The organism is Sunxiuqinia elliptica (genome assembly GCF_900113005.1).
GTDB lineage: Bacteria > Bacteroidota > Bacteroidia > Bacteroidales > Prolixibacteraceae > Sunxiuqinia > Sunxiuqinia elliptica.
This window is the reverse complement of the sequence record NZ_FONW01000001.1, coordinates 709,014-727,714: the sequence shown is the minus strand read 5'-3', so window position 1 is coordinate 727,714 and position 18,701 is coordinate 709,014. Positions and strand designations below refer to the sequence as shown.

Below are 18,701 nucleotides of genomic sequence, written 5' to 3'. Positions count from 1 at the left end.
ATCCAACTTATTGACTAGCATTCATTTTCAATTCCTTCAGAAAGAGCTCTTTCCAAAGGCCTACAGCTGGCATTCCAATTCCAATAGCATCACACTGCGCCAGATCTTTAATTCATAGTCATTGATGGGAGGATGTGTGGTATTTAATTTCCAGAAAGGCCGCTCGTTTGATGCAAATGCCACCCGACAATTTTTGCTTATCGCTTCAAACACTTGTTTCGAATAGGTTACCCGGATAAGTTTTCGGCTCCCTTCGTTCCGGTATTCAATTAAAAAAGGAAAGTCTTTTACTTGTCGTATTAGCCACAAGGCACTTTTATTAAATGAACAATAATTTGCTCCACGCTTGTAGACCAATACTCGTCCTGGCTTTTCATCAGCTTGAGTATCTATTCTAGAAAAGGGACAATCTCTCATTGTTCTGATCTCCTGTCTTTGTTTTACTTAACTTTCATCAATCAACTACTCCTCATAAGTCCTTCCACCCAATTCTTCCCAATTGATTTACAGATTATTAAAAATATTTTAATGCTTTTCTTTTAATCGCTTTTCCACCATTTGCTCCAACCGATCCATTCGGCTTTTCATCAGCTCAATTTCTTTTTGTTGCCGATCCATCACTTGATTCTGCTCCTTAATCGCTTGTAATAAGATGGCTGTCAACTGGGTATAATCCACTTTCAGAAACCCATCCTCTCCGCGACTCACCAGCATAGGAAATTCCTGTTGCAATTCCTGAGCAATCACCCCAATTTTGACTCCGGAGGCATATTTCGTTTGATCGCGGTACTCAAAGCGAACACCGCGCATTCCATTGATCTTTTCCAAAACATTCGACAAGGTCTCGACATTGGTTTTCAGACGCTTATCCGAAGGAGTGTAGAGATTGCCCTGAATGGTAACTTCCTGACCGAAAGTGGCGTTTCCATCCATATCAAAGGTCAGTCCATCCCCTGCGTCACCATCATTGCTGATGGCAAAAGCTCCCAACTTGAGATTGCTGGTTGCCGTGTGGTTACCAAGATCATCACCCAAAGTCAGCTCCACCCACTCATCTCCGTTGTAAACAAATACCTGATTGGTGTCAAAGTTGTACGATATTTCGCCCTCAGTTCCAGAAGAAGAAAGGCCAAAACTGATGGGAGTCAATGCGGATTCGAGGCTTGCTGTAGCGATCGTTTTACTTTGATCTGCCGCAGGAATCTGAAATGGTGTTTCGTAATCCCACACACCAGATGCTGGCAAAAACATGTATGCTTTGGTGTCAATTCCATTTCCTGCCGTACCATCGTAATCATACACGATAAAGATCATTCCCCGCTTCAAGTACTGCACATCCACAGCCAGCAAATCAGCGTAGGATTTTACCTGCATGCAACCACCATACAATTCATTGGCATCAATAATCCCCCACGTATCACCCGGTTGAACCATATCCGGCATTTTAACCTGGGCTACCCCCTGATTACTTCCCAAAAGAAGCAATAGAAAAAACAGTTTCGGGAGTATAAAATACACCAATCTCCGGCTGCTACTTTTAGCCCGGAGATTAGCAATTATTTGATATTTGATTGATTTCTTCATCATCACATTCATTCAATTAGTTTGAAAGTTTGACTTTAATCGACCCGCCATTTCCTGTCGAAGCTTTGTAGATGCAGACCCAATACCAGGATTGTTCTCCTCCTCCGGGAGGAGTCATTTTTACGTAATAGGTATTGATGTTGGAATTCTCATACCATGTTCCTGCAGCTTCGTAAAACACCCTTTTTGAGAAAGCAGGCGCAGGATCAGAAGCCGATGTATAAGTTGGAATGGCCCAGGTAAAAAACCCCGAGCTTCCAGTACTGTTTTTCAATGAAAGCCCATCAGCCTGATAATATTCAGCCGTTTTCAACGAATGCTTGGGAAGCCCTTTCAACTGGCTTTCGGACGGTTCAACATCCGAGTTCAGAAAACCACAGTAGGTTTGATCCTGCAGCAAATAGTAAGCACTATAAACCGAAGCTGACAAATCCTGGGCAACATCACCCTTGGCACTTACTCCAACCCGAAAAGCCTGAGCTGTGGATGAATTGGGGACCTCAAATGAAGAGCTTCCTTCCTCCATGCTAACGGCTGTCAAGTCTTCAGGCTTTAAAGTGCCTTCAAACAACACATCTGCCTGGGTATCGTCATTAAATTTTAAGCCCCACTCCACATAATAAGTTTTGTCGGCTCCGATGCGTTCAATTAAATAAGGATCGGCCTGGGTGCCGGTACCTTCACCCAAAAGCTTTGAGCCACCACTTGTTGAAGCCAGCCAAGCATTGGTCACCTCAACTCCTTGGGCTTTTACAAAGGTGATATTCAAGTTGAGAGCAACACGGTTTGCCGCTCCATCCTCAACCTGTAAAGACAAAACACTACTCTGATTGAAATCGATGTCAGTTGCAAACGACAACTTCTCAGGCATAAAATTTCCTGAAATCTGAGGACTCATCGAGTTGAGCACGGAAGCATCAATTTCAACCCCATCAACCAATAGACGAACCTGTTCAACAGGCGTATCTTCACTACCATCGGCCAAACTCCTGTTGGTGATCTCAAAATTGAAGGTCAAGCCAGAAGCTTTGTTCCACTCTCCGTAAGGGATGGTGATCGTTCCGGTATGGTCAGTGACCACATTCAGCTCATCAGCCGATTGATACGAATACTGACCTCCCGCGGTCACTCCATTGTAGTTGAATGTGGTGATCAAAGGCGTAGAAACCGGGTAAAAAACCTTTTTTAGAAAGTCGGCAACATTGTCGGTTCCGGGAACCATGCCGGTCACTCCCTCCCAACCGGGTCTGGTAATGGCTTTGCTACCATCAAAATCTGTCGATGCCCCCACCTCGTCCACATAACTCACTGTGGCCAGCGTATGCTTTTTATCTTCATCGGCCACAACATCTTCCTTAATTGCCGCCGAGGTCAACGTATCTTTTCCCAAGAACAAGGTCTTTACATCGTATTCAGCATCTTTTCCGCCCCAGCTGTTCCACCGGGCCGAGTCCGTTTTAAAACTTGTATCGCTTGTAAAATCAGCATTAGCGGTATAGTAATTTCCTTCATGAATGACTGCATCTCCAGCCAGGTATTGGTTTCCTGCTGTCCATTGTTGTAGAACAACCACTTCCTGCCAGGTCTTTCCTGAGGTATAGGTAAAATAGCGTGTCCGATTATTGGCATTCAGATCGATCACCGACACCACCATTCCTTCTGTTCGCTTATATTCGGGAACATTGACCGCTAGCTCATCAGCAGGATTGTCAGATAAGGCAAGCGCTCCCACTGATTGCAGTCCTCCCTGAACATCGGTTGAAACCACCACAGGCAGCTTCACCCAAGGATGCACTTTGAGGGTGGTACTTAAACGGGTTTCCTGTCCTTCAACTTGACTTGTACAAGCTAGCAAAACCAGCACCAGTAGTAGCAAATATCGATTGATCCTTTTTTTCATCATGCGAACTGTTTTACTCATTAGCAGCGGTTAAAACAACCTCCCGATCGGGCTTGGTAAGAAACACCCAAAGCTGGTAATCATCCGCTCCGGTTTCTGAGGCTGGAATGATTCTCTTCTCATACCCATCAATTACCGCATACATTTTTCCTTCATATTGATAAAAGAAATCCGGTGTTCCCCAACGAACAGGGAAGGCGATCCAGGTATAATCATCGGCCTGACTCAGCGTACAAATAGTTCCCAAAACCGAATCGGTCGGTTTGCTTCCTGCCGAGATTGCCGACCATTTTAAAGCCTTGAATCCGCTTAAATCAGCAACCGTTCCCTGAAACAGATCGCCGGATTCAGCGAAATCCAACACCGCCTGATCCACATAGCCCTTGGTTGCTGCAGTAGATTCGGGGTCGGTATCCTCGGGCGTTTCCAAGTTGATGATTTTGTAGTTTGTTGTGCCATCGCCAAGCTCAACATCAGCTTGGGGTTGAGCAAATCCACTAATTGGAATGTTAGCTTTATCCAGCTTTTCATCAGTCACGGCTTGCGGCGCAATCTCCAAGGAAACATCATTCAGAACGGCATTACTCCCCCCGGAAACATTTAAATCTGTTGACATGATGGAACCTCCGGGAATGGTCGTTACATCAACCTCCAAGGCTCCACTTAGGCCTTGCTTTAACCCTGTTCCAGCCACATCAGCATTGATTTTTGTGGCCGTGACAACATCTTCATTCAGTGTTAACACACCGTTGTTATCCAAAACAGCATCTCCGGAAACCACGACCGGAGCAGCTTCTCCAGCGGTATTACCAACAAAGATTTTCCCCTGCTCCAAGGCAAAAGAAAAACTCAATTGCTCATCGACATAGTTTTTTGTTGCGGCATCCCATTTTGTTTGCGGATCGGCCAAATTGGTAATCCGCCAATTAATCGTTCCATCACCCATAGAGATATCGCTCAATGCTGCCCCAAAACCACTCAATGGAATTGCCGTTTTCTGAGTTGCGACCGCGCGGTGGTAAGCATCTCCAACTAAGAAATGTTTTGAAATCAAGGATACATTTTCCGGTGCAATGATCTTTGTATCAACATAGTTCTTTGTCGCGGCATCCTGCTTCTCCACAGGATCCTGCAAGTAGGTAATGCGGTGCATGGCTCCGGTTTCTCCTAAAGCCAAATCGGCAGAAGCAGCGCCAAAGCTACTCACCGGAATATCTACTTTTGCCATACTTCCCGCCTTGCCATCAGCATTACCCACAAACAGGTGATCGGCAGGCAAAGCCAAACCAACTGACGGATTCGCAAATAAATGATCGACATAACCTTTGCTCGTTGCATCTCCCAATTCTACGGGATTGGCTAAATCTGTTATTTTATAACCACTTAGCGAAACATTGCCTGTTGCAGCTCCAAACTCACTGAAAGGAATGTCTTTCTTCTCTACAGCCCCCGCACGGTCAGTAACATTACCAACCAACATCATTCCAAAATTGAGTGAAATATCAATTGGGTTAACCCCGCGTCCATCCACATAGGCCTTATTCACTGCATCATTCAAATTCACTGGAGCAGCCAGGTTTGTCAGTTTCAAATTGTTCATCGAGAGGTCAGCTGTTGGTGCCCCAAATTCATTCAGAGGAATGCTGCCTTTAGCTACTTCTCCAGCTTTATTGTTTGCATTTCCTACATAAAGGTTCCCCGATGAAAGCGACAAGTAATCATCCGGATTGTCCAAGCGATTATCGACATAGGCTTTTGTTGCAGCATCGTTAGCATTGGTTGGGGTTTTCAAATTAATGATCTTGTAATTCATAATCCCGTTTCCCATGCTAATATCCGTTGTTGCATCGCCAAATCCGCTAATCGGGATATTCGCTTTATCCAGTTTTTCGTTGGTTATAGCAGCATCAACAATCGTTAGTTTTCCGGTATTGTCAATTTCCGCATCGCCAGACAAGGGAACACCCTCTGCTTCAGATTTGGAGTTTCCCACATAGATGTACGATTCCCGCAGGCTATTGCCAACCGGCACCCAATCCATGCCATTATATACATAGAGTTGGTGTTCTGAGGTATTGTAAAAAAGCTGGCCAACTTTTACTGTGGTTGAAGGTACCGGCGGATTAGAGATGTCTGTCGGCATGGAGCCATTGGTCGATACTTCCACCCACTCATTGTTGGAGTCATACACATACAGGGTATTGTTGTCGATATTGAAAAACAGATCTCCAGCCTTTGGATCGTCCGGAAAGTCAATTCCTCCGTCGACACCACTGCCACTGTTGATTTCCACCCACTCGGCAGCACTTCCATCATCTGACTGAGCAGTCATCATATACAACGACTTTTGCGCCGTATGATAAAATAAGTCTCCCAAGCGAGGCATACTCGGCAACTCCGTCACCGAAGGAATCGATACCCATGATGTTCCGTTGGAATAGTAATGCAATTTTGTTCCTCGCAAATAAACAATAGATCCTTCTTCCATCACAGGAACTGATGAAATATCAGAGCCAAAACGAGAAGTTATAGTTGAGTTTAGAATCTCCCAAGACGATCCATTCAATCGATAAAAACTTCCATCTGAGTACTGCACAACTTCACCATCTCCATAGGATAATTCCGGCAGAGAAGTTCCTGACTTGTAATCAGGCAAATCGGTACTAACTGATAGAGTTGTTGTATTCAACGTTGCTGTTAATACAGCATCTGCAGTATTCTGGCTCATCAATGGATAACCGGTCTTGGTAGGCCTATATATAATCCCCTCCCCTAAAGCAGGAGCATTCGAGTTCAATACCTCAACAACAACAATCAACTGACTTCCACTAATTGACGAAATCTCCGCTATTTGAAAAGCATTTCCGTTGGCATCAATAATTTGATCTCCAACAACAACATTGGAAGGGCTATATACTGCACTAATATCAGCAAAAAGCCCAGTCACCTGAAACTGCTCTCCCATGGCTTTTACTCCAGTTGTTGTAAACGTCCCGTTAAATTGCTTCAATGTTTGTGCTTCAGCCTGAAACGAAAGGGCGAGTAACAAACAACAAACTATGTATTGATAATAAACTCTCATTCCATTTCCTATTTTAGATTAATTGCCATGAAGCCTGTTTTAAGGTTTGTAGTGAATCATTTTAGCCAAGTTTTTGCATGATTAGAAAGTAATTGATATTGATACTCCTGGCCCTGTTCCTGGAGTTATGCCGACTCCATCTCTAAAAGCACTCGCATCCAACCACTGAGTTAGTATTCCGTTTCCAATATTCCACACTTGAGTATTGCTAATTGTAACTTTGTAATAAAATGACATTCCAGAACCATCAGGCTGGGTATTACTCAATACCATCAACGCCAACTGTGGTAAGACAAATGAAGAACTTGAGTTATTCATTTTTTTATCGACATCAATAATCTTTAAAGCAAATCCGTTATTCTCAAGTTTGCTCATCACCGATGGGGAGGTTAGGTTGATTTGCATAAACTCCAAGTAGGTTCCTTCAGGAATTGTTATCACAAAACCTGCGCCTCCTGGCTCTACTGCAATATCAACTTCAAGGGTAATAGCACTTAAATCGCCAAAGCCACGGGCCATAAATGAAAATCCAGGTTCAACTGTTCCTTCATAAATAACCGGAGCACCTCCTGCAGCAGGTGTTTTCCACACGGCAGCTGTTCCATCAGCATTTGCTGTTAGTACTTTATTGGCGTCTGCTGCTCCTGCCAGGTCTGCAATTTTATCCAGCTTTGCCTTGTCTGTTGCCTCCATAAGCCCTGCCGCTGCATTTGTTGCAGCAGGAATTAGGGCATCATCACCAGCACTGTTCACCACTGTACCATCCGTTGCACTTGTTGTATAAGACAGGTTGGTGACACTGCTTCCTTGCCAGGTAAAACCGCCAGTTCCGGTAGAGGTAAGCACTTGCCCGCTGGTTCCATTTCCTGCAAGCCCAGCCAGCTTAGCCGCCGTAACTGATTGGTTCGCCAAATCCTCTGTTAAAATTGTTCCATCAAAGATCTTATCTGAAGTAATTGCATCATTGGAAATACTTGTTGAGATTGTTCCGCTTCCAGCTCCCATTACATCTCCTGAAAGTGTAATTGAAGAAGCCGAACCAGAATTTTCCACCCACTCAGTAGCCGTACCCGTTCCGTTTACCTGCAATACTTTATTGGCATCAGTTGTGGAATAAGCTGGAATTTTTGAATCAATATAGGTTTTGGTAGCCTGTACCGTTGGATACTGGATATCCGAATTAGAAGATAAAGAACCATCCGTACTTTTATTGGCAACATCTTCTTTGCCCTTCACCGTGGTATTATTGCTCACCCGGTCATCGGTATAATATAAATTCGTACTTCCCTCTGTTACTTGATCTGTGTTGTAATCTCCAGCTTCCGGCACAATCGCTCCGGTCCGTCCATTAAATGAAGCGACTTCGCTTCCGCGTGAAATTTTGGACCAAGTTGCCCCATCTGACAACACCCAATCGCCCGTATTTAAAGTCAATGAATAGCTGCTGTTTGTACCTGCTTCCGAAGTGATATAATAAGATCCCTTGCTTGAGCTTGGATCAGGCAAAGCTGGAGTGTTAGTCGCAGCATTATAAGCCCCCATGAAACTAACATCACCAACCAATGATGCTGGCAAATATTTTTCGTCAATTTTTCCACTGGTGTTCAATGGAACAACCCCTGAGGCCGCTCCTTTCTCAGTTAAATTGATTTTCTTATCCAAAGCGGTTTGAGTTGCCAAACTCACAGGCTTGTTTAAATCACTTGTATTATCCACTTGATTCAAGCCCAAGTTGACTTTAAGCGTATTTAAATCCGTAACACCTGTTCCTCCCTTTGCTACAGGAAGAACTCCGGTCAAGTTGTCCATCCCAACATTTCCATTGATATTTCCACTGGTCACAATGTCCCCAGTTGCAGTGATTGTTGTTGCAGAAATATCTCCAGTAGTGATTGAGGTTGGTGTAATATCACCCAAGGTTAATGAAATGGCTGGAGTTGTTGTGGCATTAGACACAGAACCACTTACTCCATTTACCGGAGTTACCGATACGTTGGTAACCGTACCCGATCCACCTCCAACGGCTGAAAGAATTCCATCAGCATCAATCGTCAGGTTGGCGCCAACTTTCACGCCCCCCAACGCCGTGCTTGTAGCGCGGGGAAGTGTATAGTTGTTGGCTCCCGTTGCAATTCCATCCAACTTTGCTTTATCGGCAGCTGTCATCAATCCAGCGTTGCCTGCACTTACTTCGGGAATCGCATCATTTACCGAACGATTAACCCACTTGGATGTTCCTCCGTCCCATTGCAACAGGTCCTTATTCTGTTTCGTCGCTAGTTCCGTATCCGACAAGTCAGTCATACTATGCGTATGCACCAACGAAGCAGAATGATCATCCACATATTTTTTGGTGGCCGCATCTAAGTCATTGACTGGAGTGGCCAGGCCAGTAAGGTTAAATCCTCCCATTGAAACATGATCCTTCGCTGCTCCAAACCCACTTAAAGGAATGGCATTTTTTGAAGTGGCTGCAGCTTTCCCAAGCGCATTTCCAACATAGAACTGTCCTTCGCCTAAGGCCAAGCTGGAAGGGTCAGCCGCAACTCCATCCGAGATATCCATCCACGAGAACGTGCCGTCACCGTTCGACTGCAAAATATGGCCGGAAGCTCCGTTAGCCAAAGCACCTCCTGACCCTTTCATTTTAGAAGGATCGATCACATTTGACGCAACTCCCAATGGGCTTGCTGTTGTTCCCGCTCCTGACAGCGTCGCATCGTGCTGCACCTCAAGCAAAACATCTGTTTTTAACGCATAAGGCGTTAAATCCTGATCACCGGTGTTAACTCCTGAGATCTGCCCAATAGTTGTTAACTGATCATCGGTCACATAATTGCGATCAGTGCTGGGGGCAATATCTGCAGTTGTTGCATCTTCGCCGGCCGTAACCAAGCCGTTGCTATCATAGGTTATTTTGGTTTTTGTTGCTCCGGTAATCGCTGGGTTCTTATCCAGCTTCTTATCCAACTCCGTTTGAGTTGCTGAACTCACAGGTTTCTCTGCATCGCTGGTGTTATCAACCTGCTCCAACCCAACATCGGCCTTTGTTAAAGCCAAAATGGATTTTAGGTCAGTGCCTGTCAAGGCATATGGTGCTGCCGATACTCCGGAATTATTTCCTAAAATAGTTTGATCATTAACCGCTGCAAAACTTAAACTTATGTCTCCGGTGGTGCCACCTCCTTCAAGCCCAGCACCGGCTGTAACTGAAGTGATGCTGCTTCCACCGAGATCGGACAAACTAACACTGTTGCCATTCGAAATGCTTAATTCAGAACCGGTCAAGCTTAAAGTCTGATCGCCGGTATTCGTACCTGTGATGTCATCTAGCTTCACTTTATCGCCACTACTCATCAAACCAGCATTTGAAGCTGAAGCCTCAGGAATCGCCAGCAGTTGGTCATCAACATATTTTTTTGATGCCGCATCGCCTTCATTGATTGGAGTAGCCAGACCAGTTAGGTTAAATCCTCCCATTGAAACATGATCCTTCGCTGCTCCAAATCCACTTAAAGGAATGGCATTTTTTGATGTGGCTGCTGCTTTGCCGAGTGAATTTCCTACATAAAACTGACCTTCACCCAAGGCCAAACTGGAAGGGTCAGCCGCAACTCCATCCGAGATATCCATCCATGAGAACGTGCCGTCACCATTCGACTGCAAAATATGGCCGGAAGCTCCGTTAGCCAAAGCACCTCCTGATCCTTTCATTTTAGACGGATCGATCACATTTGAGGCAACTCCCAGTGGGCTTGCTGTTGTTCCTGCTCCTGACAGCGTCGCATCGTGCTGCACCTCAAGCAAAACATCTGTTTTTAAAGCATAAGGTGTTAAATCCTGATCGCCGGTGTTAATTCCTGAAGTTTGCCCAATAGTTGTTAACTGATCATCGGTCACATAATTGCGATCAGTACTGGGGGCAATATCTGCAGTTGTTGCGTCCTCGCCGGCAGTAACCAAGCCGTTGCTATCATAGGTTATTTTGGTTTTTGTTGCTCCGGTAATCGCTGGGTTCTTATCCAGTTTCTTATCCAACTCCGTTTGAGTTGCTGAACTCACAGGTTTGTCTGCATCGTTGGTATTATCAACCTGATCCAAACCAACATCGGCCTTTGTTAACGCCAGGATCGATTTTAGGTCAGTGCCAGTTAATGCATAGGGGGCTGCCGATACTCCGGAGTTATTTCCTAAAATGGTTTGATCATTAACTGCTGCAAAACCTAAGGTTAAGTCTCCTGTGATACCACCTCCTTCAAGCCCAGAACCAGCTGTAACTGAAGTGATGCTGCTTCCGCCTCCACCGAGGACAGACAAATCAACACTATTTCCATTCGAAATGCTTAATTCGGAACCCGTCAAACTTAAAGTCTGATCGCCGGTATTCGTACCTGTGATGTCATCTAACTTCACTTTATCGCCACTACTCATCAAACCAGCACTTGAAGCTGAAGCCTCAGGAATCGCCAGCAGTTGGTCATCAACATATTTTTTTGATGCCGCATCGCCTTCATTGACTGGAAATCCCAAGTCAGCAATGGTAAACCCGCCCATTGAGATGGAAGCTGCTGCATCGCCAAATCCGCTTAAAGGAATTGTATTCTTATCTGTAGCTTCTGCTTTTCCAGAAGTATTGCCAACAAAAAATTGGCCTTCACCCAAAACAAGGCTAGAAGGATCAGCCGGCACGCCTGATGATAAATCTTTCCACGAAAAGGTTCCATTACCATTTGATTGTAGCACATAACCAGTCGCCCCGTTATCCAAGGCACCAAAACTTCCTTTCAACCCGGAAGTACCTACTGCATTTGGAGCAATCCCCAGCGGATTGGCAGAAGTGCCATCTCCTTGCAATGTTCCATCGTGCACCACACTTGCGCTACCAGAACCGCCATCGTTGAAAATCGCTCCCAAATCAATATGACTTTCACGAGGACCAGAAATACTCAGGATATTACCATCCAGACTTAACGACTGATACAAATCAGCTAAGCTAACCGTATTTCCACCCAGAATCGATAGGTTTTGGTCGGCATCGAGACTTAAGGTAGGAGCTCCACCTCCCTGCCCGATAAGGCCATCAACATATTCTTTTGTTGCTGCATCTCGGCTATCTGAAGGATTAGCCAAATCCGTCATCCGGTGACCTCCCATGGACACATTGGTTTCCGGAAAACCGAACCCACTCAGTGGGATATTATTCTTGCGAGTACCAACAGCTTTATCGGAGTTATCTCCCACAAAAAATTGTCCTGAAGGAAGTGCTAAGGCTGAAGGATCGGCAGGTAAGCCATCCGAAAGATTACGCCAGGAAAAAGTTCCATCCCCATTGGATTGAAGGACGTTTCCTGCAGTCCCTGTGGATAAACCACCTGCATGGCCTCTCAATAAGGAAGGACTTATGGAGTTAACGGCAATTCCTAGCGGATTTAAGCTTGAACCGTCACCTGTTAAGGTTCCGTTGTGAGTTATAAAGAAGGGACCTGAATCACCATCTGAACCTCCATCAACCCAAATTCCTTTCAGGTCGACATGACTTGTTCGTGGTCCGGAAATACTCAGGATGGTTCCGTTCAAACTTAACGACTGATACAAATCGGCCAGACTGACGTTATTTCCTCCGGTAATGCTCAGGTTTTGGTCGGCATCAAGGCTTAAATACTGAATACCCTGCTTTCCTCCGGTAACTTCATCCACGTACTCTTTGTTAACCGCATCAGTGCTAGTCAAAGGGTAAGCCACTTCCGTAATCCGGTTTCCCTCCATCGATATACTCGTGTTAGCCGCTCCAAAATCACTGATTGGAATCTCGGACTTTGCCACTTGTGTTGCTTCGCCATCAACCCCAACATAGATCTTACCAGCCTCTAGTTTGAGTTTTACATCTCCGTCCGTTAAGCTGCTTCCAACAGATTCCCAATCATTTCCATTCCAGAAATAAAACAGGTTCTCATCTTTATCAAAAACCAAAAGGCCTTGAGCTGATTGATCGCTTCTTGCAAACATCATTTCCCGCTGACCCGTTGTTAAGCGGGGAATCAAAAGCCCTTTACTATCAGAATAGAGCTCTAGAATAGCTTTTGAATTGGCCGGGACATTCCCTTTTCCGATGCTCACTCCGCCATCGTCCTGTGCCAACGCTCCAAACCATGTAAGTTGTATTATACAAATCAGCAAAATGTAAATATTCCTCATAACTACATGTTTATTTCTTTCTCCTTTATAACTCGATGTTCTTCTTATTCTCGTTCTTATTGCGAAATAGCGAGCTTGAACTAGCGATACAAGTAGTTTCGGTTAACCACATCGCCAATGTTGTGTCGCATTCTCGCATTTCGTTGATGATTGTATAGGGAGACTTTCTGATTGAAATCAAAAGTCATCGTAAATCCGTGTGAACTAAACTGGTTGACTCCTTCGCCAATACCATATTCGTAGGTATAACCAAACCTCAGATTATCGTTTGCCTTAACTGATAGAGAGATCGTTGCAGCCATATTGATCCGATAGCTAATTCCAGCCCAAATTCGATTATGAATAAAGAAGTTAATTGCCGGATCAAATACAGGCGGGACATAAGAAGCATCTTCTACACCTCCTGCCATTTCGATAACCTCTGTACGGTAATACTTTACAACAAAATCAGGCCGAAACAGGAGGTTCCGGTTAATTTTATACATGGCTCCAATAATGAAATCCCAACTGGGGCAAAGCACCAAGTGATCATTCCATTTGCGGTCGACAAGCATGTTCCCGCTAAAACCCGCAAACATATACTCATCCATGTAAAATGCCCCAAATTTTGTTGTGAACTTATGTGTGTTCCAATTCTCGTTTCCAAACAAATAGCTTCCATCGTCGTAAGAAATGATCTCATCAGTCCGATAAATATTGCTTTTCAGTCCAATACCATAGCCAAAAGCCAGGAAGCTTTGTTTATTGAGCCGAATATTTGTCGACAGGCTCACATCTGCAGAGCTAACTTTCCGCAAACCAATATTTTCCCTCATCAGCGTGACATTCATTCCCAAACGATTCACTCGAAACGGGACAAACACATTCACTCCGTATACCTCTGGGTTATGAGGCAGGTTAACCCACTGCAAACGGCTAATCAGGTTAATCGAAGAATAATCCTTGAACGAGTTATAAGCCGGATTAATAAACTCCTGCTTAACAACAGACTGAAGGTGCATCATTTCCTGAGCGTTCAGTAAAAGCACATTCCCGATGAAAAGCAATAAGCAAAAAAGATATTTTAGTTTTTTAATCATTGACCAACCTTGATTTCAATTACGTTTCTGATTACCGAGGAACTGCTCCCTGTCCAAAGTGTCATTTCGTAGTAATAGGAACCTTGCGGATACTCTCTCACATCCATATCATTCTGATAATTATGACTTTCGAAAACCATGGCTCCCCAGCGGTTGAAAACCTGCAGTTTGATCCGATCATATTCGGCAATATTCGGAACTTCGAATATGGTTTTTGAGGTACCATTCACCAAAATGAAGTTGACAAGCTTTAAATCAGACTCCCGGGCAATGCCGAAAAAGCCTTCTTTCATCGGTTTGCGACTTTGCAAATAAAAATCACTTGTCCGCCAAGCATCCACATCCATGGTGTAGTTTGAAAAAAGAAAATCTTCGGGAGGAGCATACAAAAGTGCATAATTATCGAAACTTAGAGGCCGCTGCTGCTCATCCAACAAGGAAGCGCCCGCAAAATAGCGGACATCAAGAGGTTCCTCATTTTTTACCCGCCATCCTCCAGGCTCCACAGAGCGGATATCCTGATTCTCCGGGAAACGCCCGCCACCAGCCAGTAGATCTGCATCAAACGCCACATCAACGAACAACTCACGATCTGCCTGACTAATAAAAAATGGGTGAAAACAGTCATCGCTCCCAACCGGAAACCAGTAAGTTTCTTCAGGTAATATCTTTCGAGCCAGTGTTCCATTAACAAAGCTACAAGCTCCTATGGCATTGCTAAAACTTATCGCATCCGGAGAGTCATTGTTCACTTTTACGATGCCTCCTTCATCAACATGCAGCACCCCATCCTGCAAAGCGAGTGACTCACTAAGCTCCAACTGCCCATTCAGATAAACGCCTCCAGCCTTCTGCTTCATCGCTAAACTTCCGATCTGAGTTCCTGTGGTTTGGAGCTCAAGATCAGCTATTCCGCTAAAAACAAGCTTTCCGCTCCCTAGGTTATCCACTGCGAACACAACATTTGCTTGATTTGAATTCGAAAACCAAATGGTTCCTTGATTGGTAAGTTTTGCTCCCTCGGGAATGTTAAGATCTCCGTTAAAACAGACCGATGCATCCCCTTCGATAAAACATGATACTCCTTGTATCAAAACTGCTCCCTTTTCATCCTCAAAACCACCATCTTTTGCAAAGACGGAAGTTTTAATCCCCAATACACCAAATGCAGAAAATAGGATAATACAAAGCCATCGCATCTCTTTTTCCTTTCATTTTACTCGGATCAAAAACAACCATAAATCACTACTCTATAGCGAATTAAGATTGAAAATCACAATATTTTAAACAGCTATTCCCCTTCAAATAATTGAAAAGTAAAGATAGATTTGTATATTACGGGACCACCGACAGATTCGGCACGAATACCTTGAAGCCGAAAAAACACAATCGAACACATAAAAAAACAAAACAAGGCTGAATTATTCCAATTGGAACTTAAACGCACCTCTTTAAATCGCTTATTTCAAATAACAGTCAATTAAAGCATTAAATACCGTTAAGGAAGTCACAATACTTTCCTGAAGGGTTACCTTTTCCGGGCATTTTGCATTAAAAAGATTAGGCTAGATTCCGAAAAAAAGCAACTGAATTTGTTTCCATCCTGATATTTATTAATTTTCTTTGGCAATTGATTTGAGAAGGAACCTATAAAAATGCATCTGTCCATGACTGTAACCAGAATTTTCTTGATTGTTGTGCTTGCGGCTACCGTTTTTGCTTGTGGCAAGTCTGAAAAAGAGTTGGCTGCCGAAAAGCTGGCACTTGCTAAAAATTTGTATGAAATGGGAGACACCACCCAAGCCTTACAGCAGGTTGACACCATTCAGAAAAAATACAAAGGAGCAATCCAGGTAATGGTTGATGCCAATCAATTTAAAAAGAAAATTTATGCCGATTTGCTTTACAAGAAGCAAGACGAAATGGACAGTTTAAAAGTAACCTTAGAAGAACTTGAAAGCAAATTTGTTAGAGAGAAAACAGAGTTTGATCGTTATACGCAATACGTTCATAAACGTCAACAATTCAAGCGTCGCTGGAACAAGTCATTCATTCAAATTCATTTAGATGAACGAGGCGAATTATACATTTCAAGTAACTACTATGGTGACAAATGGTTGGAGCACACCGGACTTCGGGTTTACGATAACGACATTCAAGCTAAAACCAAGAAGGTGCCATTGGATAATGTTCTGAATCACCGAAGCGATTTTATGGACACTCGTTGGGAAAAAGTAACCTACCGGGAAGGAGCTGACAATGGAGTCATTCAGTTTATTGCCGACCATGCTGACCGAAACCTGAAAGCCGTATTTCTGGGTTCACGTTATTACTATATCATTCTCGAAGAATACGACAAGCAGGCAATGAAAGATGCACTGGAACTCTCCAAGGCCCTGAAGCGCAAAACAAAACTGGAGCGTGAAATACAGTCGCTCCAGTCTAAAGTTGGTTAATCTTAATTATCGAATTTTTTCAATCTGCTCAGGGGGCTGAGCTAGAATTCCCTTTTTGCCATTGATTACAATCGGGCGTTGTAGCAATTTCGGTTGGGCTGCCAAAATTTCAACCCACTCGTCATCACTTAACTCCTTGCCTTTGTATTCTTTCTTGTACAAATCTTCGTGGGTGCGAACCAGATCAATGGCTGGCATGCCTGTCTTCTTCATGATCTCTTTGATTTCATCAGGTGTGATTCCATCTTTCAGGTAATTTTTGACATCGATTTTATACCCGTTTTCTTCCAGGTATTTCAAGCCGGCACGGCTTTTTGAACATCTTGGATTATGATAAATTTTCATTGTGAGCTGATGTTTTTCTTTTATGTATTGATAATAATCTTCTTGCGACCTGAAGCGCTTATCTAAATGTTGACGATTATACGTATTGGAAAGCTCATTATCCAAAATCCGAGACTTGGTATTGTCTTGAAGTTGAATTTTGAGCATCTCGCGTAACTCTGCTTTAAGGTCTTCATTATAAATAGGACAAGCCACTTCAATCCGACGATTCAGGTTACGTGGCATCCAGTCGGCTGAAGAAATAAAAATCCGATCGTCGCCCCCATTTCCAAACAGAAAAATCCGAGAGTGCTCCAGGTATTTATCAACGATACTAATCGCTTCAATGTTTTCACGCACACCTTCCATTTCTGTTTTCAGTCCAAAGATCCCCCGGACAATCAATCGTATTTTCACACCTGCCCGAGCTGCTTCGTAAATCTTATTCATCATATCGGGATCAATCAGACTGTTCATTTTAAGCAACATATAGCCACGTCTTCCCGATTTTGCGATAGCAATTTCCCGATTAATCATCTCTTCAAAGAAACTGCGCATCGAAAATGGACTTACAATCAGATGCTTGTATGTGGCAACCCGATACGTTTGCTTGAAAAAGCTAAAGAGCTTAGCAACCTCGTCAGCAATGCGCGGATCTGCTGTCAACAAACCATCATCGCCATAAACACGGGCTGTCCCCTCATGAAAGTTTCCGGTTCCAACGTAAGCATAATTACGCAGCGAATTTTTTTCTTTCCGCTTAATCCATGCCAGCTTACTGTGAACCTTCAATCCAGGAATTCCATTGATCACGTGAGCTCCTTCATCCTGCAACTTATTGGACCAATAAATGTTTGCCTCCTCATCAAAACGCGCCTGCAGTTCAATTACGACCGTCACTTTCTTGCCATTCCGTATGGCATTTAGCAAGGCATTCACCACCCGTGAGGCATTGGCAACACGATAAATCGTTATTCCAATCTCTTTCACCTTCGGATCAATTGCTGCCTCGCGAAGCAAATCCAGGAAATGACTAAAACTCTGGTACGGATAGTGCAACATGATGTCCTTTCGCCTCAGTTTTTTCAGGATACTCTCATGCTGCTTCAATTCCTTGTGTCGGATTGGCGTCAGGCGCTTGTAATAGTGATGCGGTTGCCCAATCTCTGGAAAATCCATAAAATCCTTGTGATTATGATATTTTCCTCCCGGTACCTGATTATCCGGATCGAGTTTCATTTTTTTAATGATAAACCCAAGCAAGTCTTCCGGAATTTCTTTATCGTACAACAAGCGCACCGGCGTTCCCACCTTGCGTCTTTTCAAGCTAGCTTCCATTTTTTCAACAAAGCTTTTCGAAATGTCGTCATCAATATCAAGCTCGGCATCGCGCGTCACCTTAACGGTGTAAGCTTCGAAATGGTCGTAATTAAAAAGTGGAAAAATATCCGGTAAACTGTAACGAATCACATCATCAAGCATCATGACATACTTTTTACCGTCTTTCTCGGGAAGCACCAAAAAGCGTGGCACCGAAATGTTTGGCACCCGAATTAAGGCGTAAGCAAATTTCTCAGGACGATCTTTCATCGAGAGCTTAATAGCCAGATAAACGGAACGATCTCGGAGGTAAGGAAATTTATGCTCCTTGCTTAACATAATGGGAATCAGATTAGGAAGCACCTTCTCCTTGAAGTAATTTTTCACAAAAACAATTTGCTCGGGAGCCAGGTCTTTTTCATCGACCATAAAAATGTTCTCGCGCTCCATTTCCTTCATGATTTTACGAAAGATCTCTTGTGATCTTCGCTGATGATCAACCACTGTTTCCATGATCTGCTCATGCAAAGCATCGGCTTTTATTCCACCGATTAAGGTTTCATCATCCTCAAAATCAACCATCCTGCGCACCGATGCAACCCGCACCCTAAAAAACTCATCGAGGTTATTCGAAAAAATACCTACAAAACGGATCCGCTCAAACAGAGGCACTGATGGATCCTCGGCTTCTTGCAATACTCGGGCATTGAAAGAAAGCCAACTCATTTCGCGATTAATAAAAGGGTTGATTTTTTTCATGA

General features: G+C 43.8%; 9 protein-coding genes. 1 reads left to right on the top strand and 8 read right to left on the bottom strand.

The annotated features are described in order from the left end of the window. Positions 1 to 60 precede the first annotated feature (60 nt). From BM156_RS02950 to BM156_RS02920, 7 genes are all read right to left on the bottom strand, one after another. Entirely contained in the window at positions 61 to 417 is a 357-nt protein-coding gene (locus tag BM156_RS02950) for a hypothetical protein (protein ID WP_139218195.1), read from the bottom strand. Positions 418 to 525: 108 nt separating this feature from the next. Beyond that, positions 526 to 1,587: a tail fiber domain-containing protein gene (locus BM156_RS02945; protein WP_170846838.1), complete on the bottom strand. Its 1,062-nt coding sequence runs from the start codon at positions 1,585 to 1,587 to the stop codon at positions 526 to 528. Positions 1,588 to 1,600: 13 nt separating this feature from the next. Next, entirely contained in the window at positions 1,601 to 3,505 is a 1,905-nt protein-coding gene (locus tag BM156_RS02940; protein ID WP_093918322.1) for a hypothetical protein, read from the bottom strand. Next, positions 3,498 to 6,566, bottom strand: coding sequence for a hypothetical protein (locus tag BM156_RS02935; RefSeq protein ID WP_093918321.1), 3,069 nt, complete (start codon positions 6,564 to 6,566; stop codon positions 3,498 to 3,500). The genes BM156_RS02940 and BM156_RS02935 overlap by 8 nt, the downstream gene beginning before the upstream one ends. A gap of 81 nt (positions 6,567 to 6,647) precedes the next feature. Beyond that, positions 6,648 to 12,761, bottom strand: coding sequence for a head fiber protein (locus BM156_RS02930; protein ID WP_093918320.1), 6,114 nt, complete (start codon positions 12,759 to 12,761; stop codon positions 6,648 to 6,650). An 80-nt stretch (positions 12,762 to 12,841) separates the two neighbouring features. Continuing rightward, positions 12,842 to 13,840, bottom strand: a complete 999-nt coding sequence (locus tag BM156_RS02925) for a PorP/SprF family type IX secretion system membrane protein (RefSeq protein WP_093918319.1) — start codon at positions 13,838 to 13,840, stop codon at positions 12,842 to 12,844. Then, positions 13,837 to 15,039, bottom strand: coding sequence for a T9SS type B sorting domain-containing protein (locus tag BM156_RS02920; protein ID WP_093918318.1), 1,203 nt, complete (start codon positions 15,037 to 15,039; stop codon positions 13,837 to 13,839). Before BM156_RS02920 ends, BM156_RS02925 begins: the two co-directional genes overlap by 4 nt. Before the next feature lie 468 nt (positions 15,040 to 15,507). Between BM156_RS02920 and BM156_RS02915 the strand changes: the two genes are divergently transcribed. Beyond that, positions 15,508 to 16,296, top strand: a complete 789-nt coding sequence (locus tag BM156_RS02915; protein WP_093918317.1) for an outer membrane protein assembly factor BamD — start codon at positions 15,508 to 15,510, stop codon at positions 16,294 to 16,296. Positions 16,297 to 16,302: 6 nt separating this feature from the next. Here BM156_RS02915 and ppk1 read toward each other — a convergent pair whose 3' ends face one another. Continuing rightward, on the bottom strand, positions 16,303 to 18,699 hold the full coding sequence (gene ppk1 / locus BM156_RS02910; protein WP_093918316.1) for a polyphosphate kinase 1: 2,397 nt from the start codon (positions 18,697 to 18,699) through the stop codon (positions 16,303 to 16,305). Positions 18,700 to 18,701: the final 2 nt, after the last annotated feature.

What these genes read in the sequence shown, in the direction of transcription:
- BM156_RS02930 (WP_093918320.1), bottom strand. Translation starts at nt 12,761, where the DNA reads ATGAGGAATATTTACATTTTGCTGATTTGTATAATACAACTTACATGG.
- BM156_RS02920 (WP_093918318.1), bottom strand. Translation starts at nt 15,039, where the DNA reads ATGCGATGGCTTTGTATTATCCTATTTTCTGCATTTGGTGTATTGGGG.
- BM156_RS02925 (WP_093918319.1), bottom strand. Translation starts at nt 13,840, where the DNA reads ATGATTAAAAAACTAAAATATCTTTTTTGCTTATTGCTTTTCATCGGG.
- BM156_RS02935 (WP_093918321.1), bottom strand. Translation starts at nt 6,566, where the DNA reads ATGAGAGTTTATTATCAATACATAGTTTGTTGTTTGTTACTCGCCCTT.
- BM156_RS02950 (WP_139218195.1), bottom strand. Translation starts at nt 417, where the DNA reads ATGAGAGATTGTCCCTTTTCTAGAATAGATACTCAAGCTGATGAAAAG.
- BM156_RS02945 (WP_170846838.1), bottom strand. Translation starts at nt 1,587, where the DNA reads ATGATGAAGAAATCAATCAAATATCAAATAATTGCTAATCTCCGGGCT.
- BM156_RS02915 (WP_093918317.1), top strand. Translation starts at nt 15,508, where the DNA reads ATGACTGTAACCAGAATTTTCTTGATTGTTGTGCTTGCGGCTACCGTT.
- ppk1 (WP_093918316.1), bottom strand. Translation starts at nt 18,699, where the DNA reads ATGAAAAAAATCAACCCTTTTATTAATCGCGAAATGAGTTGGCTTTCT.
- BM156_RS02940 (WP_093918322.1), bottom strand. Translation starts at nt 3,505, where the DNA reads ATGAGTAAAACAGTTCGCATGATGAAAAAAAGGATCAATCGATATTTG.